Raw genomic sequence first — 25,279 nt, 5'->3', positions numbered from 1 at the left:
ATGACGGGGCAAGGGGCGACATCGCGGCGACCTCACGAGCATCATCCCTTCTTCGGCACCACCCGGAACGTGCCGCTGGCCCGCGCGATCACGGCGTCGTCCGCCTTCACCAGGCACTGCGCGAAGCAGATCGTGTTCCCGGTCTTGATCGCCTCGCCCTCGACCGCGAGCCACTGGCCGATCTCGGCGGCGCCGACATAGTCGACCGACAGCGAGATGGTGACGAACGACGTCGTCCAGCCCGTCGCCTGGGCGCAGCTGTAGCCCATGGCGGCGTCAGCGAGCGCTGCGATCAGCCCGCCATGAATCAGCCCGCGGGCGTTGGTGTGCGGCGTCGCCAGGCGCAGTCCGACGGTGACGCCCTTGTCGGTCTTCTTCGAATAGAGCGGCTCCCAGGGATCGGTCAACGGCGCTTTGCGGAAATGCGGCCCGTAGCCGGCGGGGATGTCGGTGAAGGTCATGGCAATCTCGCTTCATTGCTTTGGCCGCATTGGAAGCGAATGAAGCGGCGAATGCATCACCTACAAAGCTTTAAACGGAATTTGTGCAGGTGTTTGAAACGAGCTCCGCCGTCGCCTCACCAAGACTGTCATCACCCGCCTTGTGCGCAATGGCGCACCGGGGCGGGTGATCCAGTATTCCAGAGACGGCAGTGATTGAAATCGAAAGGCCGCGGTGTACTGGATGCCCCGCCTTCGCGGGGCATGACAGTTGCCCAAGCAGCAATTCGGCCGGCCCGGCTCCGCTGATTGCGACCTTTGCCCGCAATACTTGCTCTGCCCGATCCTGTAGGCTCTGGGTCCGGGGCCTGCTTGTCGCACGGGCTCGCAGACGATAATTATACCATATAACGTTTGCGCAAAGGGGAGAGCGGTCGTCGCCCGAGCAGCGACAAGTCCATGCAACATGGCTGACGTAGATGGCGCGACACCGCGCGCCTCAGTTCCGGCTTGAACGCGCCGGCCAATTAGATAACATGTTAATTAACGAGACCGGGCCAACGAAGCCCGCCGTCGCAAAAGGGAGAGACGCGTGATGAGGAAAGCCTGTCTGGCCTTGCTGCTGGCAGCAAGCGTGAGCCCAGCGCTCGCGCAGGACAAGACCTTCGACCTGAAGATCTCGCATTGGGTGCCGGCCTCGCATCCCCTGCAGAAATCGCTGGAAGACTGGGCCGCCGCCGTCGAGAAGGATTCCGGCGGCACCATCAAGGGCAAGGTGTTCCCGGCCCAGCAGCTCGGCAAGGCCTTCGACCATTACGACATGGCGCGCGACGGCATCGCCGACGTCACCTATGTCAATCCCGGCTACCAGCCCGGCCGCTTCCCGATCATCGGCGCCGGGGAATTGCCGTTCCTGATCTCGGACGCCAAGGGCGGCTCGATGGGGCTCGACGCCTGGTACCGCAAATTTGCCGAGAAGGAGATGAAGGACGTCAAATATTGCCTCGCCTTCGTCCACTCGCCCTCCTCGTTCCATTCCCGCACCAAGAAGATCGTCAACCCCGAGGACGTGAAGGGCCTGAAGATCCGCCCGGCCCACGCCACCATGGCGAATTTCGTCACCTCGCTCGGCGGCACCAACGTGCAGTCCTCGGCTCCGGAAGTGCGCGACATCATCGAGCGCGGCGTCGCCGACGGCGTCACCTTCCCGTGGGGCTCCCTGGTGCTGTTCGGCATCGACAAGGTGACCAAGTACGACATGGAGGCGCCGCTCTACACCACGACCTTCGTGTTCGTGATCAACAAGGACAAGTACAATGCGATGTCCGACAAGCAGAAAGCCGCGATCGACAAGAACTGCACGGTCGAGACGGCGGGCGCGGTCGGCGAGCACTGGGGCAAGTTCGAGGACGCCGGCATCGACAAGGTGAAGGCGGAATCCAACCATGAGGTCTACAAGCTGACGCCCGAGCAGATCGCGGCCTGGAAGAAGGCCGCCGAACCGCTGGTCAAGACCTGGGGCGACGGCGCCAAGAAGGCCGGCGCCGATCCCGATGCGACGCTCGCGGAGCTCAAGGCCTCGCTGAAGAAGTACAACGCGCTGGCGGAGTGACGCGGCGCCGGCGCGGCGACTTTCTCTTCCCCCTCGCCCCGTTCTTACGGGGAGAGGGTCGGGGTGAGGGGCTGCCTCCGCAAAAACAGTGAGAGATGGACTCGCGGAGAGTCCCCCTCACCCGCATCGCATCTCCGATGCGATGCGGCCTCTCCCCGCGCGCGGGGAGAGGCGAAGAGCCGCCGCTGGAGTCGGGATCAAGCAATGACAGCACACGACGGAACACACCCCGCAAGGCGCTCCTGGATGGATCGCGTGATCGACTCGATCGAATGGATCGCGGCCGGCTTCGTCGGCATCGTCGCGCTCGACATCTTCCTGTCGGTGCTCTTGCGCAACACGCTGAACTATTCGATCCCTGATTCCTTCGACATCGGCCGCATGCTGCTCGGCATCCTCATCTTCTGGGGCATCGCCGCGACCTCCTATCGCGGCACCCACATCACGGTCGACCTGGTCTGGGGCAATGTCGGGCCGCGCCATCAGCGCTGGATCGACGTGTTCGCGACGCTGGTGCTGCTCTTCGTCGTGACCGTGCAGACCTGGACGCTGTTCGACAAGGTGCGCGGCACCTACAACGACAACGTCCAGACCTTCGACCTGCACATGCCGACCTGGCCGTTCTTCGCGGTCGCCTGGATCGGTGACGTCTGCGCCGTGCTGCTGATCGCGATCCGCACCTACCGGCTGATCTTCCATCCCGAAGAGATGCACGACCCCAAGATCAAGGCGACGGAGTAACCATGAGCACCGATGCCGTCGCCGTAATCGGCTTCGTTTCCCTCTTCGTCCTGATGCTGCTGCGCGTGCCGGTCGGCATGGCCATGGGCCTCGTCGGCGTGTCCGGATTCGCCTATCTCGTCAACGGGACTGCCGCGCTGAAGCTGGTCGGCCAGACCTCGATGCGCACGGTCACCGACTACACGTTCGGCGTCATCCCGATGTTCCTGCTGATGGGCTCGTTCGTGTCCCATTCCGGCATGAGCCGCGAGCTGTTCCGCGCCGCCAACGGTTTCGTCGGACATCTGCGCGGCGGGCTCGGCATCGCCACCGTCGGTGCCTGCGGCGGATTTGCCGCGATCTGCGGCTCGTCGGTGGCGACCGCCGCAACCTTCTCCGCCGTCGCCTATCCCGAGATGCGCCGGTTCGGCTATCCGCAGTCGTTCGCCACCGGCGTGATCGCGGCCGGCGGCACGCTGGGGGCGATGCTGCCGCCCTCCACCGTGCTCGCGGTCTACGGCATCATCACCGAGCAGGACATCGGCAAGCTGTTCATCGCCGGCATCATCCCGGGCCTGCTCGCGATGACCATGTACATGATCACGATCTTCCTGATCGGCTATTTCCGCCCAGACTTCCTGCCGAAAGGCAAGGTGACGCCGTGGCGCGAGCGCTTTGCCGGGCTGAAGGAGATCTGGGCACCGGTGCTGCTGTTCATCTTCGTCATCGGCGGCCTCTACGGCCTGCCCTTCCTGCCGCGCTTCACGCCGACCGAGGCCGGCGGCGTCGGTGCGACCGGGGCCTTCATCATCGGCGTGCTGACCGGCCGGCTCGACCGCGAGAAGGTGCTGGCCTCGCTGCTGCAGGCCACGCGCACCGCGGCTGCGGTGTTCACGGTGCTGATCGGCGCGCTGATCTTCGGCTATTTCCTCACGGTGACGCAGACGCCGCAGAAGGTGACGGAATTCCTCACCGGGCTCGGCCTTGGTCCCTACGGCGTGCTGGCCCTGATCATGGTGATGTATCTCGTGCTCGGCTGCCTGATGGACGCCATGGCGATGATCATCCTCACCGTGCCGATCATCTTCCCGGTGATCATGCATCTCGGCTTCGACCCGATCTGGTTCGGCGTCATCATCGTCATGACCGTCGAGCTCGGCCTGATTCATCCGCCGGTCGGCATGAACGTCTTCGTCATCAAAAGCGTGGTGAAGGACGTGTCATTCTCGACGATCTTCAAGGGCGTGATCCCGTTCGTGGCAACGGACCTGGTGCGGCTGGTGATCCTGATCGCCTTCCCGCTGCTGGCGACCTGGCTGCCGACGCGGATGATGGCGCATTGATGCTTTGAGTCGAGACAGTCGCCGCGACGGCAGTAAGCCCCCTCGCCCCGCTTGCGGGGAGAGGGTTGGGGTGAGGGGGAGCCTCCGCGGGGACGCTGGCAGTTGGACTCGCGGAGACTCCCCCTTACCCGGAATCCGCGCTACGCGCGCATTCCGGCCTCTCCCCGCAAGCGGGGAGAGGCGAAGAAGGCGGCGCCTTCTAACATGAAAGTTGGAGTGACCGATGGCCCCTATCCTCGAAACGAAATACGTCTTCACCATCACCGCGCGGATCGGCGACGTCGTCACCGCCGGCGAGACCGGGATCGGCGTCCGCCGCATCATTCCGATCATCGGCGGCGAGGTGACGGGCGCGGTCCGGGGAAAGGTGCTCCCGTTCGGCGCGGACTTCCAGACCATCCGGCCCAACGAGCTGATCGATCTCGAGGCGAAATACGCCTTCGAGACCGACGACGGTGCGACCGTCTACGTCGAGAACAGAGGTATGCGCTTCGGCCCGGTCGAGCTGCTGCACAAGCTCAAGCGCGGCGAGCCGGTCGATCCGAAGCTGATCTATTTCCGCACCGTGCCGAAATTCGAGACCGGGCACGAGAAGTACCGCTGGCTGATGGAGCACATCTTCGTGGCGTCAGCGGCGCGCCATGCGGATCGCGTCGTGATCGACGTGCATCAGGTGATGTGAGGCGAAGATGCCTACAACGTCTCCTGCTTGTGCCCGCAGTTCTTGCAGGCGAACTTGACGCGGGTCTGGCCTTTCTCCGCCTGCACCCGGTTCGGCGCTCCGCACTTGCCGCAGACGGCCTCGATACGGGTCGAGCCCTGCTTGACCACGATGGTCTTCTTTTCCATCGATTCGCGGATCAGGCGCTCGGCCTCCTCGCGCAGGGATTGTTTCGACAAAGCTCGTCTCCGCCTCTGGAAAGCGCGAGAGCCATATCGCACCTGCTCGCGAAGCACAATGCGCCCGTCCTGCCGCAGGGGCCCCGCCGCCCCACATTGCGGCGGGGCCGTTCGCTCCTCACGCCGCCTTGGAGACCTCCATCAGCAGCCGCTCGGCCTTGGCATCCTCGATGCGGTTCACGAGGCGGCTGCTCTCATGATTGTCGCGCACGGTCTTGGTCAGGGTGACGCAGGTCTGGATCATCATCACGATGCCCATGGTGAGATAACCCTTCATCCAGAGGTCGATCGGCAGGAAGAAGATGCCGATGGCGACGAGGAAGGCGGACGCTGCGAAGGACGCGTAGGTAAAGCTCACCCAGGCGCCGCTGTGGGGCTGGCCGGTTTGATTCATGATCGTCTCCTGTTGTTTCGAATGATGATTGCGTTCGGCTTCAGGCGTGAGTTCAGGCCGCCGGCATGCGCTTGGACTTCAACCGCGCCAGCACGTCGTCTGCGGTCGTCTTGAGCCGGGGGCCAAAGCCCTGCTCGGCGAGTTTTTCGGCGGTGGCGAGCGGACCGGTGGCCGCGTCGAGCTCGACCAGGGCATCGTCGGCCGCCTGAGCCTCCATCTGCCGCTCGCGCAGACGCCTCAGCGTGCCCTCCGCCTCCGGCAATGTCGATTCATAGGGGCGCGCGGCCTCGATGCCGCTGCGGCGAAGCGAGCGCACCGCGTCAGAGGCACGCGCGATCCGGCGACCGCGATCGAGCTCGGTGATACGGGCCTGCGCGTTGGCGACGTGGCGCTTCAGCCGGGCGATCTCGGTCGCGAACAGCGCGCGCGCCGTCATGGCCGCATCGCGGTCGGCCTCCAGGGCCGCAATGGCTTCGGCGGCCTCCTTGGCGAGGTCCTCGCGGCCGCCATCCAGCGCCGCAACGGCGCGGGTCTCGAGATCGGCGATGCGCGCGTTCGTGGCCTCGAGCTTTCGGCCTTCCTGCTGGTCCTGCGCGATCGCCAGCGCCAGCGTGCGCTTGCTGCGCTCGACGGCTGCGGCCGCATCGCGCATCTGCTGGTCCAGGATCAGAAGGGCGGTGCGGTCTTCCAGTTCCTCGCCCGCAGCGGCGACGCTGCCGCGGAAGAGGGTCACGACGGTCTTGAACATTGGTTGCTCCCTGTCTATGAGCGTTGCTCACAATTTCTTTGTAGCAGGAATCTTGAACTTCGTTCAATAAAAATTTGAGCGACGCTCACGGATTTGGTTAAAGATGGCTAAAGCTCTGGAACGGCGAGAGAAATTGCGGACCGCCCTGATCCAGGCGGCCGAGCAAATGATCGCTGAGCGGGGGTTGGCGGGCCTGAAGACCCGCGATTTGGCCCGCGAGATCGGCTGCGCCAATGGCGCGGTCTATAATCTGGTGGCTGATGTCGACGAGCTGATCCTGCGGGTCGGCTCGCGCACACTGCTCCGGCTCGACGAGGCGCTGACTTTCGCGACGCGTGCGGGCGAGCCATCGCCACCGGAATCCCTGGTCCGCATCGCCCTCGCCTATTGCGATTTCGCCGCCGAAAATCTCCAGCTCTGGCGCGCGCTGTTCGAGCACCGCATGGAGACGGGCAAGCTGGTGCCGGATTGGTCGGTGCACGACCAGATGCAGCTGTTCCGTCATATCTACCAGCCGCTGGCAGCGCTGTTTCCCGGGCGCAGCCCGGAGGAACTCGGCATCACCGCGCGCAGCCTGTTCTCGGCCGTGCATGGCATGGTGGCGCTCGGGCTGGAGCAGAAGCTGGTGGCGGTGCCGTTGCCGGCGCTGCGCAAGGAGATCGCGGGCCTTGTGCGCGCGATGATCGACGGGTTGGTCGCGCGCGATGTGAAAAAAGGAGCGGCGGCGGCTGACTAAAATTTCACCTGTCGCATCGCCAGTAGCGCGCTTAGCCTTCGAGCCGTCCCTCACCTCTCGGAGTGCCTCATGCCCCTCCTCATCCGCGGCGGCACCGTCGTCAATCACGATCATTCGCGCCGCGCGGACGTGCTGATCGACGGCGAGACCATCGTCGCGATCGACGCATCGCTCGATGCGCCGACCGGTAGCCAGATCATCGATGCGGGCGGCGCCTACGTCATCCCGGGCGGGATCGATCCGCACACCCATCTCGAAATGCCGTTCATGGGCACCGTCACAGCCGACGATTTCGAATCCGGAACCAAGGCGGCGCTGAGCGGCGGCACCACCATGGTGGTGGATTTCTGCCTGCCCGATCCCGGCCAATCCATGCTCGCGGCGTATCAGGAGTGGCGGCACAAATCCGAGAAGGCGGCCAGCGACTACGGCTTCCACATGGCGGTGACGTCGTGGTCGAAGCAGATCCATGACGAGATGGAGACCGTGGTCAAAACCTACGGCATCAACACCTTCAAGCACTTCATGGCCTACAAGGGTGCGCTGATGGTGAACGATGACGAGCTCTACAATTCGTTCGCGCGCTGCGCCCATCTCGGCGCCATGCCTGTTGTCCATGCGGAGAATGGCGACGTCGTCGCCCTGATGCAGGAGGCGCTGATCGCGCGCGGCGTCACCGGCCCGGAAGGCCACGCCTATTCACGGCCGCCGGAGGTCGAGGGCGAAGCCACCAACCGCGCCATCATGATCGCCGATATGACGGGCACGCCGGTCTATATCGTGCATACCAGCTGCCGCGAGGCGCATGAGGCGATCGCGCGGGCACGCGCCGCGGGCAAGCGCGTCTATGGCGAGCCGCTGATCCAGCATCTGCTGTTGGATGAGAGTGAATACCAGAACAAGGACTGGGATCATTCCGCCCAGCGCGTGATGTCGCCGCCGTTCCGCGACAAATCGCATCAGGACAGCCTCTGGGCTGGCCTGCAAGCCGGCTCGCTCCAGGTGGTTGCGACCGACCATTGCGCCTTCACCACCGAGCAGAAGCGGTTCGGGCGCGGCGATTTCAGGAAGATCCCAAACGGCACCGGCGGCCTCGAAGATCGCCTGGCGCTGCTCTGGACCGCGGGCGTCGCCACCGGGCGGCTGACGAAAGAGGAATTCGTCGCGGTGACCTCGGCGAACATCGCGCGCATCCTCAACATCTATCCGCGCAAGGGCGCGATCGCCGTGGGCTCGGATGCCGACATCGTGGTGTGGGATCCCAAGGCGAGCAAGACCATCAGCGCCAAGCGGCAGATGAGCCGGATCGATTACAACGTGTTCGAGGGTTTTGCCTGCACCGGCGGTGCGGCCGCAACGCTGTCGCGCGGCCGTATCGTCTGGAAGGATGGCGATCTGCGCGCCGAGGCCGGCGACGGGCGCTACGTCGAACGTCCCGCCTTCTCGCCGGTGCATGTGGCAAATTCGACCTGGAAGGAACTGACGGCTCCGCGCGCCGTCGCACGCAGCGCGGTAACACCATAAGCCATCGCGCTCGCTGGCAGACGTCCGGGCAACGACAGCCTCAATCTCGGAGAGACTTAGGAACGAACGGCCGGAGGCCTCGTTGTCGCGCATATTTCCCTCCAGCACGCGAGTCCCTCCATGTATCACCACGTCAAGAAGCTGATGTTCACCGTGCGCGTCGACGAACCCGATCCGCGCTTCGGCAATATGCTCCTCGAGCAGTTCGGCGGCGCCAACGGCGAACTTGCGGCTGCGATGCAATATTCGATTCAGGGACTGAATTGCGAGGATCCCGACCGCAAGGACCTCTTGATGGATATCGGCACCGAAGAGCTCAGCCATCTCGAGGTCGTCGGTTGCCTCGCCCGGATGCATCTTGCGCCCTCGCGGAACGACCGCCAGGCCGCGGAGGCCGATCCGCTGATTGCGATCGCCGGCGGAGGCGGCGTCAATCTGTTCAACTCGCAAGGCAATCCCTGGACCGCCGACTATCTCAAGATCACCGGCGAGCTCGACGTCGATCTCCGCAGCAACATCGCCGCCGAAGCGCGTGCCAAGATCGTCTACGAGCGCCTGATCAATTTCTGCGACGACGCCGGCAGCAAGGACGCGCTGCAATTCCTGATGACGCGCGAGATCACGCATATGAAGGCGTTCGCGCGCGCGCTCGAGAGCCTGTCGAAGCCGGCCTTCAGCATCGGCCGGATCGCCCCGACGCCGGGCCTCGTGAACCAGTATTTCAATGATTCCACCGGCAGCGGTGATCACGGCGAGATCGACACCCGCGGTCCTTGGAACGAAGGCGAGGACTGGGTGTTCACGGAATCGCCTGCGCTTCAGTCCGCCGATCCCGGCGCTGCCCCGTCGATCGTCGCGGAGAGTTCGCCGCCCGTCGACGAGGCCGGCCTGACCGATCTGATGCTCCATGAGCTGCGCGATATTCTTCATGCCGAGAAGCAGCTGACGAAGGCGCTTCCCAAGATGGCGCAGGCCGCCCGATTCGATCAGCTGCGTGAACTGTTCGAGCAGCATCTGGCCGAGACCGAAAATCAGGTCGAGCGCATCAACGAGTGCTTCGAGCTGCTCGGCGAGAACGCTCGCGCCAAGCCCTGCAAGGGCATGATGGGCCTGATCGAGGAAGGCCAGGAGGTCATGAAGGAAGGCGAAGAGAAGGAGGACGCGGCCGCCGACCTCGCGCTGATCTCTGCGGCGCAACGCGTCGAGCATTACGAGATGGCCGGCTACACCACCGCGCGCAACCTCGCGCAGCAGCTGCGCCACAGCGCCATCGTCGCCCTGCTCTCCAAATCCCTCGCCGAGGAAGAGAATGCCGATCTCCTGCTCAACCAGGTCGCGCGATCGCTGATGTCGGTCGCGAAAATGCCCGCCGCGCTGGAGCAGGCCGAACAGACCTAAGACGATCGCGCAGCGCGTATCCGGTCGAACCCAAGCCGCCTCGCGCTTTGCGGGGCGGCTTGGCACGTCCTGCCTGTGGCATACACCTTGCCTCTCGATGCCGGACAATTCCGGACAGGAGGTATCCTTGAGCGTTTCACCCCTCGATTTGAACCGCCGCAGCGTCGTGCTCGGAGGCCTCGGTGTCGCCGGTATGGCAGCATTTGCTCCATGCCTCGCCTGGGCGCAGGGGCGCAGCGAGACGCTGCTGGTGGTGCAGGAGCTCGGGCCGAACTCGCTGGACATGCAGGGCGTCGGCTCCAACCAGACCGTGAACGGCCTGTCCTGGAATTGCTACGACCGTCTGCTCACCTACGCCTCCAAGGCACTGCCGGACGGCACGTTGTCGTATGACCGCGAGAAGCTCGCGCCCGAGCTCGCCGAGAGCTGGGAGGTCTCCGCCGACGGCATGTCCTGCACCTTCAAGCTTCGCAAGGATGCCAAATTCCACGACGGCTCGCCTGTGACTGCCAAGGACGTCAAATGGTCGTTCGACCGGGCCGTGAAGGTCGGTGGCTTTCCGACCTTCCAGATGTCGGCGGGGTCGCTGGAGAAGCCGGAACAGTTCGTGGTGGTCGACGACCACACTTTCCGCATCGACTATGTCCGCAAGGACAAGATGCTGCTGTTCAACGTCGCCGTCGTCGTGCCCTTCATCATCAATTCCGAGCTCGCCAAGAAGAACGCGACTCCGGAAGACCCGTGGGCGCTGGCCTGGCTGAAGAACAACGAGGCCGGCGGCGGCGCTTACAAGATCGAGAGCTGGAAGCCGGGCAGCGAGACCGTGCTGACGCGCTTCGACGACTGGAAGAGCGGGCCGCTGCCGAAGGTGAAGCGCGTGATCGCACGCGACGTTCCTTCCGCCGGCACCCGCCGCGCCATGCTGGAGCGTGGCGATGCGGATATCTCCAGCGGCTTTGCGCCGCGCGATTTCGAGCAGATCATCAGGGAGGGCAAGGTCAAGGTCTCGGGCGTGCCGATCCCGAACGCGCTCTGGTACGTCGCGCTGAACACCGCCAAGCCGCCGTTCGACAATGTCAAGCTGCGCCAGGCCATCGCCTGGGCCATGCCCTACGAGCAGATCCAGACCAGCGCCTTCTTCGGGCGCGCCGTTCCCATGTATGGCGGCGCCGCCGAAGTCTCAAAGCCGGTCTGGCCGCAGCCATTTCCTTACGTCACCGATCTCGACAAGGCCAAGGCTCTGCTGAAGGAAGCAGGCTTCGAATCCGGCCTGGAGACCACGCTGTCGCTCGACACCGGCACCGCCACCGTCGGCGAGCCGGCCGCGATCCTGATCCAGGAGAGCCTCGCCAAGATCGGCATCAAGGCGGGAATCGAGAAAATTCCCGGCGCGAACTGGCGCACGACGCTGAACAAGAAGGAACTGCCTCTCGCGCTCAACCGCTTCAGCGGCTGGCTCGATTATCCCGAATATTACTTCTACTGGAATTTCCACGGCAACAACTCGATCTTCAACATCTCCTCCTACAAGAACAAGGAGATGGACGCCCTGATCGACAAGGCGCGCTTCACCACCGATACCGCGGAATACGACAGGTGCGTGAAGGATTTCATCGCGCTCTGCATGCGCGACGTTCCCGTCGTTCCGCTTAACCAGCCGATCCACGACGTTGCCATGCAAAAGGGTGTCTCCGGCTACGAATTCTGGTTTCACCGCGAGCCGGACTACCGCCAGTTCGCAAAAGGCTAGTTCCGCCGGGCGACGCTGACGGTGCGTGAGGCAGCTCGCGCCTGCGCGGTCGAAAAGCCGCGCTCCAGGCGCGCCGCGCTCGCATGCAGCATCGCCGCATCGAGCCTGCCCTGTCGCGATCCTTGCAGGGCGCAGGCAAAGACCCGGTAGAACTGCGCGCCATCATATGCGACCAGCAACAGATCGACGCCGGCATTGACCGCCTCGACCACGGCCTTGCAGACGTCGTTCTGGTAGATCGCGCCCATCACGAGGTCGTCGGTCATCACCACGCCCTGGTAGCCCCACGTCCCGCGAATGATCCCATCGACGACGCGCTTCGAATGCGAGGCGGCGCGATCGGGATCGACGGCGGTGAGCGTGACGTGGCCGACCATGAGCGCGCTGCGCGAATGCGACAGCACCTCGCGGAACGGGCGCCAGTCGGCTGCCTCCAGCTCCTTCACCGGCGTGTCGAGATTGGCGCTGAAATGATGCGTGTCGGTGCGGACGCGGCCGATGCCGGGAAAATGCTTGAGCGTGGCGCCGACGCCGGTCTCTTCCAGCCCGCGCACATAGGCGCTGGCGATGGTGCTGACGACGGCGGGATCGGTCGCAATCGCGCGCTGGCCGATCAGCGTGTGGAAATCGAGACGGTTGCGCCGCGCCGGCGGCTTGAGGTCGAGCACCGGGGCGAGATTGAGGTTGACGCCGACTTCGGCAAGCTCGCGGCCGTGAATGCGGCCGAATTCCTCAGCCTTGGCCTGCTGATCGTCGGGGGCGAGCCCCGTCAGCGTCGCCAGCGCCGGCACCTTCGTCAGCGGCGGTGCAAGATGCCCGACGATGCCGCCTTCCTGATCGGCGGCGACGACCAGCGGCGGCAGGCCGGCTGCCCGTCTGAGATCCTGGAGCGCCGCGATCTCGGCCCGCAGCGCCTCGATGGTGCGGCCGCGGATATTGTGCCGGGTGACGTAGACGCCGCCGATAAGGCCCTGCCCGGCAAGACGCGCCACCTCGGGAAAGGAGGAATAGCCGACCATGAAGTGAGGCCCGAGCTGCCGCGCCTCGACGGCGCTGGCGCCGAGAACGTCGTGCTTGCGCAGCTCGAACTTCAGATGCGCGGCGGACATCGAGACAGGCGGCAAGCACCAGAGCACGACGAGCGCCTTGCCGGCCAAGGTGCGCCAGCGGCCTCTGCGCAGCAAGAGAACGACGATTGCGATGCTTGCGACGACAAGAGCGATGTTTCCGGCGCCGCGCAACACGAGCAGATACGGATCGTTCTTGTTCGCGGCCAGAAATGCAACGAACGGCGCGGCGAGCCAGAGCAGGATGAGACCGATGCGGTTGAGCAATTGCATGATGCGTCACTTGCGAAAAGCGATGAATGCTTCGCACCTATCAAAGCACTTCGCGCCGCGCGAGAGCCAAAACCACGCCTGCACGAAAACTGCAAAAGACTCCTGAAACCGTGCAGACGATGGCCGCGGCTTCTGCGCAAACGCCGTTCAGAGTTCGTGATGCCACCATTCACGGAGACTTTCTGGACATGACGAGCCTGGCTTCGACATCGACGACGGACATCCAGCCGATCAGGCCTTCTGCGCTGTCGGCCAAGCTTGCAATGGCGCTGCTGCTGGCCGCGCTCGCCGACTGGCTGTTCTACGGCCAGCGGATCGGGCTGTCGCTGACGCTGTTTGCGATCGCGACCGCCTGCGTGTCGGTGCTGTTCAATCATGCGGCCCTGGACTTCAGGCGTGCGGCAATCGGCGGCGCGATCCTCACGCTCGGCGTCGTCCCTGCCGTGGAGGAGCTCAACACGCTGTCGCTCCTGATCCTCGTCGCGTCGCTGACGATGGCCCTGTTGCTTGCGACCAATCCTGATACGACCGAGCTCACCGAACGCGCCCGTGCGCTGCGCAATTTCCTCCTGCTCGGTCCCTTCAGGTTCTTCCTCGACGCGCCCCAGGTCTTCAACATGTCGGCGTTCACCCGCGGCATCGCGCTCTGGCTGATGCCGGCGGCACTCGGCACCGTCTTCGTCGCACTGTTCGCCGCGGCCAATCCGGTGATCGAGCAATGGGTGTCCCTGCTCAATCCCAAGGTCATCCTCGAATATGTCAACACGTGGCGCGTTCTGTTCTGGACCTTGATGCTGGCCCTGGTCTGGCCGTTCATCCATGTGCGCTGGCGGCGCAAGACGATGGTCACCACCACCGGGGTCGACGGCCCTGTGCCACCGCCGCTGCCGCCCATGGTCTCGGCAGAGTTTCTCGGCCCCTCCACCATCCTGCGCTCGCTGATCCTGTTCAACCTGCTGTTTGCGGCGCAGTCCATTCTCGACGGCATCTATCTCTGGGGGCACGTGGCGCTGCCCGACAACATGACTTATGCGACCTACGCCCATCGCGGCGCCTATCCGCTGATCGTCACCGCTTTGCTCGCCGCTGCCTTCGTGCTGGCGGCAATGCGTCCGGGCGGGCCGGCCGAGAAATCGAAGGTGATCCGGCCGCTGGTCTATGTCTGGGTCGGGCAGAACGTGCTGCTGGTCGCCTCCTCAATTCTTCGGCTCGATCTCTACGTCGGCATCTACATGCTGACCTACTGGCGCATAGCGGCCTTCATCTGGATGGGCCTTGTGGCGCTAGGACTGATCCTGATCGTGGCCCGCATCGCGCTCAACCGGTCCAACCGGTGGCTCGTCTGCGTCAACCTGATCGCATTAACGATCGTGCTCTATAGTGTCTCGCTGATGAACTTCGATGCATTCATTGCCGACTATAATCTGAAGCACAGCAGCGAAATTGGAGGGAACGGCGTGAAGATCGATGCCAACTACCTCCTCACGCTCGGGCCGCAGGCGCTGCCTGCGATCGACAAGGTCATTGCGCTTCGCGGCGGCGACTACTGTCTTGCGGGACGTCGAGATCGGCTTGTAGAAAGTCAACGGCAGGACCTCGCCTGGCGGGCCTGGGGCTTCCGAAGCTGGCGGCTGCAGCGCCGGCTCGATGCTCAGGTCAAGATGCAGCCCGGCAATCAGCCGGCGGGGTGAGCGGAGAGTTTCTTGGCGCATCGCATTCTCATCGTCGACGACGAGGGCCATATCCGCGAGGTCATCCGCGTCGCCCTGAAGAAGGCCGGCATGGACGTGATCGAGGCGCGCGACGGCAAGGAGGCGCTTCTCCGCTTTGCCGCCGACAGGCCCGACCTCATCGTGCTCGACATCGGCATGCCCGAGTTCGACGGCCTCGACGTCTGCCGCGAGATCCGCAAAGGCTCCGACGTGCCGATCCTGTTCCTGTCGGCGCGCGATGAGGAGATCGACCGCATCCTCGGCCTCGAGATCGGCGGCGACGATTACGTGACGAAGCCATTCAGCCCGCGCGAGCTGGTGGCGCGGGTCAACGTCATCCTGCGCCGCCTCAGCCCGCGCAATGGCGAGGCCAAGGCCGGGCCCACCGCGCTCGCGCAAGGCGGCCTGCTGATCGATCCCGAACAGCACGTCGCAACCTTCGCCGGCACGCCGCTGAAGCTGACCGCGATCGAGTTCGGCATCCTGCGCGCATTCCTGACCCGGCCGACATCGGTGTTCAACCGCGAGCAGCTGATGCGCGCGGCCTATCAGCTCAACATCCAGGTCTCCGACCGCACCATCGACAGCCATATCCGCAACATCCGCGCCAAGCTGGCGGCGCTTTCCTGCGACAACGTGATCGAGACGATCCACGGCGTCGGCTTCAAGCTCGGCCGCTGCGAGAAAGAGGCATGAGCACAGCGCCCGACAAATGGCGGCCGTCGCTCACCCTCGTGATCTTCACGGTGCTGGCGACGGTCGGAATATTGCCGCTGGTCGGCCTGTTCTTCTTCCGTCTCTACGACAACCAGCTGATCCGCCAGACCCAGGCCGAGCTGATCGCGCAGAGCCGCGTGCTGGCGACGATCTATGCGCAGGAGGTCGCGGCCCGGCTCGACGGCGGCCTCATGCTCGGCGCCGAGGTGCCGCCGGGCGTGCTGCCCGATCCCGGCGACCAGGTCACGCCGATCCGCCCCGCGCTCGACCTCACCGCGAACGACCTCTTGCGGCGGCGGCCCGACGCATTGGCCGCGCCCAAGCCGGCGCAAGCAGCCTATGTCGAGATCGGCGCCAGGCTGACGCCGATCATCCGCGAGACCCAGAAGGTGACGCTGGCCGGCTTTCGCATCCTCGATCCCCAGGGCGTGGTGATTGCCGGGCGGCAGGAGGTCGGCCAGTCGCTCGCCCATATCGAGGAGGTCGCGGACGCCCTGCACGGGCAATACCGCGCGACTTTACGCAACCGCGTGCCGGACAAGCCGCCGCCGCCGATCTATTCCTTCAGCCGCGGCCTCGGCGTGCACGTCTTCTCGGCGATGCCCGTCATCGTCAACAACCGCGTCGCCGGGGTGATCTACACGACGCGGACGCCGAGCAACATTTTCGATCACCTCTACCAGGAGCGGGCCAAGTTCGTGTTGGCGGGGTTGGCGGTGATCCTCGGCACGATCGCGATCGGCCTCGTGTTCTCGCGCACCATCACGCTGCCGATGCGCGAGCTGATCGACCGCGCCGCCAGAATCGGCCGCGGCGACCGCGAGGCGTTCCAGCCACTGAAGCATTACGGCACCCGCGAGTTCGCCCAGCTCTCGCACAGCTTTCTCGGCATGGCCGAGCAGCTGGCGCGGCGCTCCGACTATATCGCGACCTTCTCGGCCCATCTCACCCACGAGCTGAAATCGCCGCTGACCTCGATCAAGGGCGCGGCCGAGCTGTTGCAGGATTCGGTTCAGGGCAAGGCCGAGGGCCTGACGCCGGCCGAGCAGAAGACCTTCATCGCCAACATCCTGTCCGACACCCAGCGCCTGGAGGCGATGGCACAGCGGCTGCGCGAGCTCGCCCGCGCCGAAAGCCTGCCGCAGAACGAGCGCACCGAGCTGGCGCCGGTGATCGCCGATCTCAGGAACCGGTTTCCGGCAAGCGCGATCGAGGCCAGCGGCAGCCTCGACCGGGCGATCGGCATGTCCTCGGAGAAGGCGCTGATCGTGCTGTCGCACATCGCCGACAACGCGGTGCGGCACAAGGCTGGGACGATCAGGCTGGAGGCGGTCGACGCGCGGACGACCGTGCTCGTGACGGTCAGCAATGACGGCGAGCCGATTTCGGCGCCGAACCGCGACAGGATCTTTGATGCGTTCTTCACCACCCGCCGCGACCAGGGCGGCACCGGCATGGGGCTGGCGATCGCGCGCGCGGTGATGGCGAGCCATGGCGGCTCGATCAGGCTGAAGCCGACCGACGAAGGGGCCGCCTTCGAGCTCCAGTTTCCGGTTGCCTAGATTGCAAAGACCCAGGCGGCGACGATGGTGCCGATGGTGACGAGACCGGCGATGGTCCAGCCGGCGGCGTATTCCAGCTCAGGATGACCGGTCGCCCGCATGATCTCAACCGGATCGGCGGTATGCTTCTCTGCCATGACAGCCTCGCACGTTTCTTCCCGCGTCATAGATAAGTCGCATCAGCCGCAAAGAGGTTCCATCACGGAAATGCGAGGCATGACGCAGCTAGGTTTGTTCGCCGACCCGCAGGAAGGCCCGGCCGGCCTTCGCTACACGGACGATTTTATCGATCGTGCCACCGAGCAGGATCTGATCGCCCGCATCGCAGCATTGCCGCTCCAGCGCTTTCAGTTCGGCGTCTTCGAGGGCAACCGCCGGGTGGCGTCGTTCGGCTATCGCTACGACTACACGCTGCAGCTTCTAGCCGAGGCCGATCCGATCCCGGACTGGGTGCGGCCGGTCGCGCACCAGGTCGAGGCCTGGGCGGGGCTGCCGGAGGGCAGCGTCCGGCAGGTGCTGTGCACCGAATACGAGGTCGGCGTCGGCATCGGCTGGCATCGCGACAAGCCGCACTTCGACAAGGTGCTCGGCCTGTCGCTGGGCTCGCCTTGCGCTTTCCGCTTCCGCCGTCGCAGGGGCAAGAAGTGGGAGCGCCACACGCTCAAAGCCCTGCCGCGCTCGCTCTACATGATGGACGGCGAGGCGCGGTCGCAATGGGAGCACAGCATCCCGCCGGTCGCGGCGCCTCGCTACTCCATCACCTTCCGGACAATGAAGCGGGCCTGACGGGCCGTCCAAAACAAAAACTGCGAAAACAACCCCATGCACAGTAGAACGCCAGATCCGGCGCGAGCCTCGGCGGCGCCGGACAACGGCTTGACGGATCGGGATAAAACGGCGGCTGCGCGCGGTGTCGGCCAAGGCGCCGCGAATTCGCCTCAAGGCCGGCGGACTAATGAGACGAATTGAAAAGACGGGCCATATCTGCGAGCCAAGACGAGTCCCGCAAGGCCGCCACACCCATGAAGAACTATCTGACATTTTTCCTGTTTCTGACCATGACCGCGGCCTCTGCGCACGGACCCGTGCCGGGCCGGCTCCCGCCGCCCTCCGATCTCGTGCAAGTGGGCCTCACCGATTCCGACACCACCGCCGGCGGCACCGCGCGGCTGTGCGAGCAGGTGACCTTCTCGCGCGGCCTGCGCTATGGCGAGAGCGAGGCCAACGTGCTCGATGTCGCGGCCAGCGCGACCAAGGCCGATACGCCGCGGCCGGTGCTGCTGTTCGTGGCGGGTGACACCTTCACCGGCGACCGCGGAGCGCCGGAGCTGTCGCGCCAGATCCAGGATCAGGCCATGTGCTTTGCCGCGCGCAACGGCATGATCGGGGTCCGGGTCAATTATCGCCTGGCGCCCGCGGCGACCTGGCCGGCCGGCGCGTCCGATGTGGCGGCGGCGCTGTCCTGGGTCCACGGCAATATCGACCTCTTCAATGGCGATGCCCGCGAAATCGTCGCGGTCGGCTACGGCGCCGGCGCCTTCCACGTCGCCACCCTGCTGGCGCATCCGGAGCTGCAGACCGCCGGCGCCGACGTCGCCGGCGTGGTGCTGGTGTCCGGGGTCTACCGCGCCGGCAAGGACGCCAGCGACAGCGAGAAGGCCTATCTCGGCGGCGATGCCACCCAGTACGACAAGCGCTCGGTGTTCCCCGGCATCCTCAATGTCGACGTGCCGATCGTGCTGGCCTGGGCCGCGGACGATTCCGCCGGCCTCGTGGCGCAGGGCGAGACCCTGAAGAAGACGCTGTGCGGCGCCGGCCATTGCCCGCGCAGCACGCTGCTGCGCAGCCGCGACGGCATCGCGAGCGCCTTCGGCCTCGATGGCTCCGGCGAGAGCCTCGCGGAGCCGACGCTGCTGCTGGTGCATCAGTTGGAGGCGCGGGGGTTGCCGTAACGCGTTGCGGCAACACGCCTGCCGCTTTCATCGAAGCGCGCTCCCAGCCACACGATTGCCAAACGCTTGACCTAGATCAAGCGGCCTTGGTGGGGATTGAGCCGACCTCGCTGGGGGCCAACCACAGGGCATCGAACATGCGCGTCATCGGCAGGATGCTGTTCGTTTCCGCGATTGCCGTCGCATCGCTGGGCGCGATGTCGCAGCAGCAACACTCGGTTCAACCCGCAAGCGACCAGGAGATCCGCATCGGCAATGTCATGCCGTATTCGGGGCCGCTGTCGGAGTTCGGCGCGATCGGCCAGGCGGAAGCGGCCTATTTCGACATGGTCAACGCGCGCGGCGGGATCAACGGCCGCAAGATCCGGTTCATCACCCGCGACGACAATTCCGATCCGGCGACCGCGCTGGAGCTGACGCGCAAGCTGGTCGAGACGGACGGCGTGCACCTGATGTTCGGCTCGTTCGGCACGCCGGGCAATCTCGCCACGCGCCGGTACCTGAACGAGAAGAAGATCCCGCAGCTGTTCGTTGCCACCGGCGACGAGGAGCTGAGCCAGCCGAACGCGTTTCCCTGGACCATGGGCTGGCAGCCGTCGTTCCGGTCGGAGGGGCGCATCTATGCCAACTACATCCAGGCCTATTACCCCAGAACGAAGATCGTCGTGCTCTGGCAGAACGACCAGTTCGGACGCATGCTGTACAAGGGGATTCAGGAGGGCCTTGGCGATCTCAACCGCCACGTTCTCGTCGACATCGCCTTCGACCTTGCCGATGAGCATCTCGACGGGCACATCTCGATCCTCAAGCGCGCCGGCGCCGATATCTTCGTCTTCCTCGGCGTGCCCTCGACCGCATCCAAGGTGATCAAGCTGGCAGCGTCCATGAATTGGCGCCCGGTCTTCATCGTCAACGATGCCTCCGCCTCGATCGCCAATGCGATGGCACCCGCGGGGCTGGAGAATTCCGCGGGTGTGATCTCCGCAGCCTTCCTGAAGGATCCGAGCGACCCGGCCTGGAAGAACGATCCCGCCATGAAGGACTGGTTCGCCTTCATGGACAAATACCATCAGGTCGAAAGCACCAACAATAGCGCAGCCGTCTATGGCTACGCCGCGGCCGAGGCACTGACGCAGGTGCTGAAGCAATGCGGCGACGATTTTTCGCGCGAGAACATCATGCGCCAGGCGGCCTCGCTCAGGGACGTCAATCCCTCCCTGGCGTTGCCCAACATCCGGATGAGCACCTCGCCGAACAATTATCTGCCGATCAGGCAGATGCGGCTGGTGCAGTTCGACGGCCGGTCGTGGCAGCAGTTCGGGGACGTGATCGAGACGGCGTTCACGGAAGGTGCGGCAAGGTGAGGTGACTCTGACCCTCCCCTGGAGGCGCAGTGCTGTCGCATTTGAGAGCTTTTCCGTGCGGCCATCCTTCGAGACGCCCGCTTTAGGCGGGCTCCTCAGGATGAGGACGGAGTGCGCGGAAGCAGTTTCAACTCGCACTGACGCCAAATAGCCTCATTCCGGCTTAAGCGAGGCCAGCGCGTCTCCAGCAGCGAGCGCACGCGGGTCCTTTTCGTTTGATCACGGATGCTTAAGATCGGCGCGACCTGCAGCCGCTCCGCCGGGAGAGACCCATGACCGAGACCATCCGCATCAAGCGCTTTGTCGCACGCGCCGTGATCGTGCCGATGAACCTGCCGCTCCAGACTTCGACCGGGGCGGTCGCCAAGGCGCCGCTGGTGCTGATCGACTGCGAGACCGACCACGGCGCTATAGGCCATGCCTACCTGTTCTCGATCACGCCCTCGGCCCTGAAGCCGCTGACGGCGATGGTCACGGAAATGTCAGACCTCGTCGCCGGCGACGAGCTGCTGCCGTTCGAGATCGAGCGCAAGCTGAGCCGGCGCTTCACGCTGCTGGGCCTCGCCGGCCTGCAGCGGCTGGCGCAATCCGGCATCGACATGGCGGCATGGGACGCGCTGGCGCGCACGCGCGGCCTGCCGCTGGCGCGCCTGCTCGGCGGCGCGCCGAAGCCGGTGCGCGCCTACAATTCGAAGGGCCTCGGCATCATGCCGGCGGGCGCGGCGGTGGAGGAAGCGCACAAGCTGCTGGCGGAAGGGTTTCACGCCGCCAAGATCCGCGTCGGCCGGAGCGATGCGCGGGAGGACCTCGCCGTCGTGCGCGCGGTGCGCAAGGCCGTCGGCGACGAGGTCACGCTGATGTGCGACTACAACCAGGCGCTGACGGTCACCGAAGCGATCCGCCGCGGTGAGATGCTCGACGACGAGGGCCTCACCTGGATCGAGGAGCCGATCCGCCACGACGATTATGAGGGCAATGCCCGCATCGCCGACGCGCTGCAGACGCCGGTCCAGATCGGCGAGAACTTTGACAGCGCCTTTTCCATGCAGAGCGCCCTCGCCGCGGAGGCCTGCGACTACGTGATGCCTGACGTGCAGCGCATCGGCGGCGTCACCGGCTGGCTGCGGGCCGCATCGCTCGCCCATGCGGCCGGCATCGAGATGTCGTCGCACCTGTTCTCGGAGATCAGCGCGCATCTGCTCTGCGTGACGCCATCAGCGCATTGGCTGGAATATGTCGACTGGGCCGATGCGGTGCTGGCAACGCGGCTGCAGATCAAGGACGGCTTTGCGCTGCCGAGCGAGGAGCCCGGCAACGGGATCGCGTGGGACGAGGCGGCGGTCGCCAAATATCTCGTCAAATAGAACGACCTCCTACGGCCGAACGGCGGCAATCATGTTCAGCTCGACCGGCGCGCCCCGCGGCAACTCGGCGACACCGACTGACGTCCGCGTGTGACGGCCGCGATCGCCGAGGCGCTCGATCAGCCGGTCGGAGGCACCGTTCATGACTTGCGACTGCTGGGTAAATCCGGGCGCTGAAGCAACATATCCAACGACTTGCAAGACCTGGACGATCCTGTCCTCGCCGCCCGTTGCGTGGTTGATCGCCGCAATGCAGAGATCGGCGCAGAGGGCCGCAGCCTCCTGCGCGGCCGCGATATCGACGCCAGCGCCGACCTTGCCTGCATACAGCAGGTCCTCGCCGCGACGGGGCAGCTGACCGCTGACATAGGCAATTCCATCATGGATGATCACCGGCAGATAGTTGCCGCCGGGCTTGTTGATGCTGCTCATCTTGAAAGCCTGCCTTCTTTTCATCTCCGGCACAGCGACGCATTTCGCCGAACGCCGTAACCCGATCGCACCAGGCTCGTTGCCGTGGTGGCCGACCGGACAATGGCAGGCGGCGAGTCGTGGATCAAGGCGGTGCAGATCCAGCTCCGACAAGACCTCGCCTGCACGCATTGCACGGCGGCGGTGCGCGGGAGCAAACGCGACGTTCCGTCATCCTGAGGCGCGAGTGGCGCGATGCAAATGCATCCCGCCGGGAGCCTCGAAGGATGAAGGCCCGGATACAACCGGGCCGTCGCCATTCGAGGGCCGCTGAAGAAGCGGCCACGTCCAGCGACAACGGCTTCGCCGTTGCGCGGGGGTGACGGTCCGCATGTATCTGCCGGCTGCATCAGCATCGTCATTGCGAGCGCAGCGAAGCAATCCAGACTGCTGCCTGCGGAAAGACTCTGGATTGCTTCGCTGCGCTCGCAATGACCGGCCCCATCATTGCCACGGCGAGACAGATCGTCCGCATCGTGCCCGTCATCGTGACCCGCCCACATCGCGCTTGTAGCGGAAGTCGCAATGGGAGGCGCCTTGCATGATGGTCTGCGTGCGCGTGAGCTTGATGTCGGGACCAAAACCTTCCGCGGTGGCAAAGTCCGCGGTGCAGATCAGGAGGAAACCGAGCTCCGGCTCGCCCAGGGCCTTGTAGAACTCGGCATAGGCGCAGCGCGTCACGTCGAAAGCGAACGCGTCATGCGTCTGCTCCACCACATCATAGGCGAGCGCATCGTCGCGGGCATAGGTGCGGAAGGCCGAGGACACGGCCTTGCCGAGATCGCGCTCGTTCTTGGCCTTCCAGAATTCCTCGCCGAAGCGGCGATAGAGATCGCCGAGCGCCTTGCGCACCAGCGCGTTGGCGCGCGTCTCGCCGAGCTCGGCCTGCAATGCCTTGACCAGCGGCACCAGCACCTGCGCCTGGATCTTTGCCTGTTCGATGACGGATACGGTCATGGCAGCCTCGCGTCGGAGACACTATCGTAGACCTGATGGAGCGTGCGCGTAATCCGGGGCGGTGCCCGAGGGGATAGAGCCCTGGATTGCGCTGCGCTCCATCCAAGCTACGGATGTTCCAATGATACCGAGGAGGCCGCACCAGTCCGTCTACGCTCTTCGAGCTACGCCGGACACGCTTCGCAATGAGATTCGCGGCTTGCCGAGCCGAGCTCGCGGCGGCAGCCCGCCTGCGCCCGTTGGGCTTCGGCGCGGCATCCTTCACTCTGCTATCGCGAGCGAAGGATGGTGGGCACGACAGGGATCGAACCTGTGACCCCTACCATGTCAAGGTAGTGCTCTCCCGCTGAGCTACGTGCCCTAGAGGTCATTTCATCGGTGGGGTCCCTATAACGGCTCAGGGGACCCGGCGCAAGGACGGAACGGGGCCGATTTAGGCCGCCAGCATCTTGTTCACTTCGCTGACCAATTCGCGCAAATGCACGGGCTTGGACAGCACCTTGGCGTTCTTGGGGGCGTCCGAATCCGAGTTCAGGGCGACCGCGGCAAAGCCGGTGATGAACATGATCTTGATGTCGGGATCGAGTTCCGAGGCCCGGCGGGCCAGCTCGATGCCGTCCATTTCCGGCATCACGATGTCGGTCAGCAGCATCTCGAACGGCTCTTCCCGCAGCCGCTGATAGGCGGCCATGCCGTTGTCGTGGGACGAGACCTGAAAACCGGCGTTTTCCAGCGCCTTGACCAGGAAACGGCGCATGTCGTTGTCGTCTTCGGCGAGCAGGATCTTTGGCATGGCAGGAAACGTCGAATCCCCAGAGGATATCAGCAGAGGTCACTAAGCCCGACAGAGGGTAAATTTGGGGTGAAAATCTTAACCCTGCGGCGGCCCCGCTGCCGGCTCTTTGTGGACCGTAACGAACTCCGAATCAATCGAGCCGGATCTGCGGGTCCACATCCCGATGCCCGCACGGTTAAGACCTGTTCCAATCGGCCAATACATCTTTTCGCTTGGCAGAATGGTTGCGATTCCGGACAATGACGACACATAAGAGCCGCGTGATCGGCCGAATCATTGAATCCGGAGCTTGTCCGGATCGTGCGGCACGAAGGGACGAAGCCTGAGAAGATGACCCGGTTTGACGGCGACATGTCGCCAGCCTTCGAGATCTTCGAGCCCGCCGAATGGCGTGCGCCTGTCATCTTCAACTCGCCGCATTCCGGCTCGACCTATCCTGAGGAATTCCTGGCGGCCTCGCGGATCGACCTGCCGACGCTGCGGCGGTCGGAAGATTCGTTCATGGACGAGCTGATCGGCCATCTGAGCGCGCGCGGCTTTCCGACGGTGCGGGTCAACTTTCCCCGCTCCTATGTCGACGTCAACCGCGAGCCCTATGAGCTCGACCCGCGCATGTTCACGGGCCGCCTGCCGAGCTTCGCCAACACCCGCTCGATGCGGGTCGCCGGCGGCCTCGGCACCATTCCGCGCGTGGTTGGCGACGGCCAGGAAATCTATCGCGACCGCATCCTGGTCGATGATGCGCTGGGGCGCATCGAGACGCTGTACAAGCCCTACCATCGCGCGCTGCGCCGGCTGATCAACAAGGTGCACCAGATGTTCGGCACGGTGGTGCTGGTGGACTGCCATTCGATGCCCTCGGTCGGCGTCAGCAGGGACGAGCCGCGCCGGCCCGACGTCGTGATCGGCGATCGCTACGGCACCAGCTGTACGCCGCTCTTGCCCGATCGCGTCGAGGAGACCATGAGCGGGCTCGGCTATTCGATCGGCCGCAACAAGCCCTATGCCGGCGGCTTCATCACCGAGCATTACGGCAATCCCGCAAGCGGCCTGCACGCCGTGCAGCTCGAGCTCAACCGCGCGATCTACATGGACGAGCGGCGGCGCGAGCGCAGTGCTCGCTTTGCGCAAGTGGCCTCCGACTTCGGCGTTCTCGCCGACGTGCTGGCGACCACGATTCCGTTCGCCGACCTCGGCCCGTTCCAGGCCGCGGCGGAATAGGACTCAGCTTCTCTCCAACGACGAGACCTTGCGCGCGAGTGCGCTTTCACTTCGCAAGCTTGCGCGCCCCAAAATGAAAACGGCGGGGCTAAGAAAAAAGGGCCGCTCGCGAATGACGCAAGCGGCCCAAGTCTAGGGAGGAAACGCCCAAGGAGGGCAGCGGTAACGCAGAGCGCTACCGCACCGCAACAATATGCGGCCGCGCCGCACAAAGTGCAAGGGCTTTTGCGCCGTTTCCCATGCAAATCGCACATGGCT

The 25,279-nt window shown here is 64.8% G+C and carries 25 protein-coding genes and 1 tRNA gene; 16 read left to right on the top strand and 10 right to left on the bottom strand.

The window, feature by feature from the left end; genetic code table 11:
• Positions 1 to 41: 41 nt before the first annotated feature.
• The gene (locus ACNJYD_RS05900; protein WP_439365648.1) at positions 42 to 461 is read right to left on the bottom strand and encodes a PaaI family thioesterase; all 420 of its coding nucleotides are present in this window, start codon (positions 459 to 461) and stop codon (positions 42 to 44) included.
• 574 nt (positions 462 to 1,035) lie between these two features.
• Here ACNJYD_RS05900 and ACNJYD_RS05895 point away from each other — a divergent pair.
• From ACNJYD_RS05895 to ACNJYD_RS05880, 4 genes are all read left to right on the top strand, one after another.
• On the top strand, positions 1,036 to 2,052 hold the full coding sequence (locus ACNJYD_RS05895; RefSeq protein ID WP_172785227.1) for a TRAP transporter substrate-binding protein: 1,017 nt from the start codon (positions 1,036 to 1,038) through the stop codon (positions 2,050 to 2,052).
• A 204-nt stretch (positions 2,053 to 2,256) separates the two neighbouring features.
• Positions 2,257 to 2,793, top strand: a complete 537-nt coding sequence (locus ACNJYD_RS05890; protein WP_210268232.1) for a TRAP transporter small permease — start codon at positions 2,257 to 2,259, stop codon at positions 2,791 to 2,793.
• Positions 2,794 to 2,795: 2 nt separating this feature from the next.
• On the top strand, positions 2,796 to 4,115 hold the full coding sequence (locus tag ACNJYD_RS05885; protein WP_172784965.1) for a TRAP transporter large permease: 1,320 nt from the start codon (positions 2,796 to 2,798) through the stop codon (positions 4,113 to 4,115).
• A 223-nt stretch (positions 4,116 to 4,338) separates the two neighbouring features.
• The gene (locus tag ACNJYD_RS05880) at positions 4,339 to 4,797 is read left to right on the top strand and encodes a DUF3237 domain-containing protein (protein WP_439365647.1); all 459 of its coding nucleotides are present in this window, start codon (positions 4,339 to 4,341) and stop codon (positions 4,795 to 4,797) included.
• A gap of 11 nt (positions 4,798 to 4,808) precedes the next feature.
• Here ACNJYD_RS05880 and ACNJYD_RS05875 read toward each other — a convergent pair whose 3' ends face one another.
• The 3 genes from ACNJYD_RS05875 to ACNJYD_RS05865 all read right to left on the bottom strand — a co-directional run bounded on the left by ACNJYD_RS05875 (position 4,809) and on the right by ACNJYD_RS05865 (position 6,157).
• The gene (locus ACNJYD_RS05875; RefSeq protein ID WP_018648496.1) at positions 4,809 to 5,015 is read right to left on the bottom strand and encodes a hypothetical protein; all 207 of its coding nucleotides are present in this window, start codon (positions 5,013 to 5,015) and stop codon (positions 4,809 to 4,811) included.
• 118 nt (positions 5,016 to 5,133) lie between these two features.
• Complete coding sequence (locus ACNJYD_RS05870; protein WP_212254126.1) at positions 5,134 to 5,409, bottom strand: YiaA/YiaB family inner membrane protein; 276 nt, start codon at positions 5,407 to 5,409, stop codon at positions 5,134 to 5,136.
• A 52-nt stretch (positions 5,410 to 5,461) separates the two neighbouring features.
• On the bottom strand, positions 5,462 to 6,157 hold the full coding sequence (locus ACNJYD_RS05865) for a PspA/IM30 family protein (RefSeq protein WP_172784968.1): 696 nt from the start codon (positions 6,155 to 6,157) through the stop codon (positions 5,462 to 5,464).
• A 103-nt stretch (positions 6,158 to 6,260) separates the two neighbouring features.
• Between ACNJYD_RS05865 and ACNJYD_RS05860 the strand changes: the two genes are divergently transcribed.
• From ACNJYD_RS05860 to ACNJYD_RS05845, 4 genes are all read left to right on the top strand, one after another.
• Positions 6,261 to 6,893, top strand: coding sequence for a TetR/AcrR family transcriptional regulator (locus ACNJYD_RS05860; RefSeq protein ID WP_439365646.1), 633 nt, complete (start codon positions 6,261 to 6,263; stop codon positions 6,891 to 6,893).
• A gap of 69 nt (positions 6,894 to 6,962) precedes the next feature.
• On the top strand, positions 6,963 to 8,417 hold the full coding sequence (gene hydA, locus ACNJYD_RS05855) for a dihydropyrimidinase (RefSeq protein WP_212254123.1): 1,455 nt from the start codon (positions 6,963 to 6,965) through the stop codon (positions 8,415 to 8,417).
• Positions 8,418 to 8,537: 120 nt separating this feature from the next.
• Entirely contained in the window at positions 8,538 to 9,815 is a 1,278-nt protein-coding gene (locus ACNJYD_RS05850; RefSeq protein WP_212254122.1) for a DUF892 family protein, read from the top strand.
• 127 nt (positions 9,816 to 9,942) lie between these two features.
• A complete protein-coding gene (locus tag ACNJYD_RS05845; RefSeq protein WP_439365645.1) occupies positions 9,943 to 11,565 on the top strand; it encodes an ABC transporter substrate-binding protein in 1,623 nt (540 codons plus the stop codon).
• Here ACNJYD_RS05845 and ACNJYD_RS05840 read toward each other — a convergent pair.
• Entirely contained in the window at positions 11,562 to 12,905 is a 1,344-nt protein-coding gene (locus ACNJYD_RS05840) for a glycoside hydrolase family 3 N-terminal domain-containing protein (RefSeq protein ID WP_439365644.1), read from the bottom strand. The two genes, ACNJYD_RS05845 and ACNJYD_RS05840, sit on opposite strands and share 4 nt — an antisense overlap.
• Before the next feature lie 188 nt (positions 12,906 to 13,093).
• On the opposite strand from ACNJYD_RS05840, the gene ACNJYD_RS05835 reads away from it, so the two are divergent.
• The 3 genes from ACNJYD_RS05835 to ACNJYD_RS05825 are packed head-to-tail and all read left to right on the top strand — an operon-like array spanning position 13,094 to position 16,896.
• Positions 13,094 to 14,596: a DUF4153 domain-containing protein gene (locus ACNJYD_RS05835; RefSeq protein ID WP_439365643.1), complete on the top strand. Its 1,503-nt coding sequence runs from the start codon at positions 13,094 to 13,096 to the stop codon at positions 14,594 to 14,596.
• A 12-nt stretch (positions 14,597 to 14,608) separates the two neighbouring features.
• Positions 14,609 to 15,313, top strand: coding sequence for a response regulator transcription factor (locus tag ACNJYD_RS05830; RefSeq protein WP_172784975.1), 705 nt, complete (start codon positions 14,609 to 14,611; stop codon positions 15,311 to 15,313).
• The gene (locus ACNJYD_RS05825) at positions 15,310 to 16,896 is read left to right on the top strand and encodes an ATP-binding protein (RefSeq protein WP_439365642.1); all 1,587 of its coding nucleotides are present in this window, start codon (positions 15,310 to 15,312) and stop codon (positions 16,894 to 16,896) included. The genes ACNJYD_RS05830 and ACNJYD_RS05825 overlap by 4 nt, the downstream gene beginning before the upstream one ends.
• Here the strand turns inward: ACNJYD_RS05825 and ACNJYD_RS05820 are convergent.
• On the bottom strand, positions 16,893 to 17,033 hold the full coding sequence (locus ACNJYD_RS05820; protein ID WP_165935896.1) for a hypothetical protein: 141 nt from the start codon (positions 17,031 to 17,033) through the stop codon (positions 16,893 to 16,895). The genes ACNJYD_RS05825 and ACNJYD_RS05820 overlap by 4 nt on opposite strands.
• A gap of 79 nt (positions 17,034 to 17,112) precedes the next feature.
• Between ACNJYD_RS05820 and ACNJYD_RS05815 the strand changes: the two genes are divergently transcribed.
• The 4 genes from ACNJYD_RS05815 to ACNJYD_RS05800 all read left to right on the top strand — a co-directional run bounded on the left by ACNJYD_RS05815 (position 17,113) and on the right by ACNJYD_RS05800 (position 21,576).
• Positions 17,113 to 17,682 (top strand): alpha-ketoglutarate-dependent dioxygenase AlkB, encoded by a 570-nt coding sequence (locus ACNJYD_RS05815; RefSeq protein ID WP_439365641.1) that lies wholly within the window; start codon positions 17,113 to 17,115, stop codon positions 17,680 to 17,682.
• A gap of 236 nt (positions 17,683 to 17,918) precedes the next feature.
• Positions 17,919 to 18,848, top strand: a complete 930-nt coding sequence (locus ACNJYD_RS05810) for an alpha/beta hydrolase (RefSeq protein ID WP_260382002.1) — start codon at positions 17,919 to 17,921, stop codon at positions 18,846 to 18,848.
• Between the two features lie 137 nt (positions 18,849 to 18,985).
• A complete protein-coding gene (locus ACNJYD_RS05805) occupies positions 18,986 to 20,212 on the top strand; it encodes an ABC transporter substrate-binding protein (protein WP_439365640.1) in 1,227 nt (408 codons plus the stop codon).
• Between the two features lie 272 nt (positions 20,213 to 20,484).
• Positions 20,485 to 21,576 carry an enolase C-terminal domain-like protein gene (locus tag ACNJYD_RS05800; RefSeq protein WP_439365639.1) on the top strand — a complete coding sequence of 364 codons (1,092 nt, stop codon included), beginning with the start codon at positions 20,485 to 20,487 and terminating at the stop codon, positions 21,574 to 21,576.
• 9 nt (positions 21,577 to 21,585) lie between these two features.
• On the opposite strand, the gene ACNJYD_RS05795 is transcribed toward ACNJYD_RS05800, so the two are convergent.
• The 4 genes from ACNJYD_RS05795 to cpdR all read right to left on the bottom strand — a co-directional run bounded on the left by ACNJYD_RS05795 (position 21,586) and on the right by cpdR (position 23,797).
• A complete protein-coding gene (locus ACNJYD_RS05795; RefSeq protein WP_212254098.1) occupies positions 21,586 to 22,008 on the bottom strand; it encodes a RidA family protein in 423 nt (140 codons plus the stop codon).
• 522 nt (positions 22,009 to 22,530) lie between these two features.
• The gene (locus ACNJYD_RS05790; protein ID WP_439365638.1) at positions 22,531 to 23,004 is read right to left on the bottom strand and encodes an L-2-amino-thiazoline-4-carboxylic acid hydrolase; all 474 of its coding nucleotides are present in this window, start codon (positions 23,002 to 23,004) and stop codon (positions 22,531 to 22,533) included.
• A gap of 286 nt (positions 23,005 to 23,290) precedes the next feature.
• Positions 23,291 to 23,365, bottom strand: a tRNA-Val gene (locus tag ACNJYD_RS05785).
• Between the two features lie 72 nt (positions 23,366 to 23,437).
• Entirely contained in the window at positions 23,438 to 23,797 is a 360-nt protein-coding gene (gene cpdR / locus ACNJYD_RS05780) for a cell cycle two-component system response regulator CpdR (RefSeq protein ID WP_007597092.1), read from the bottom strand.
• 333 nt (positions 23,798 to 24,130) lie between these two features.
• Between cpdR and ACNJYD_RS05775 the strand changes: the two genes are divergently transcribed.
• Positions 24,131 to 25,021 (top strand): N-formylglutamate amidohydrolase, encoded by an 891-nt coding sequence (locus ACNJYD_RS05775; protein ID WP_172784984.1) that lies wholly within the window; start codon positions 24,131 to 24,133, stop codon positions 25,019 to 25,021.
• Positions 25,022 to 25,279: the final 258 nt, after the last annotated feature.

This window comes from Bradyrhizobium sp. SPXBL-02, from assembly GCF_051853065.1.
GTDB lineage: Bacteria > Pseudomonadota > Alphaproteobacteria > Rhizobiales > Xanthobacteraceae > Bradyrhizobium.
Note: the sequence above shows the minus strand (reverse complement) of the source record. Positions and strands in the feature narration are given on the sequence as shown.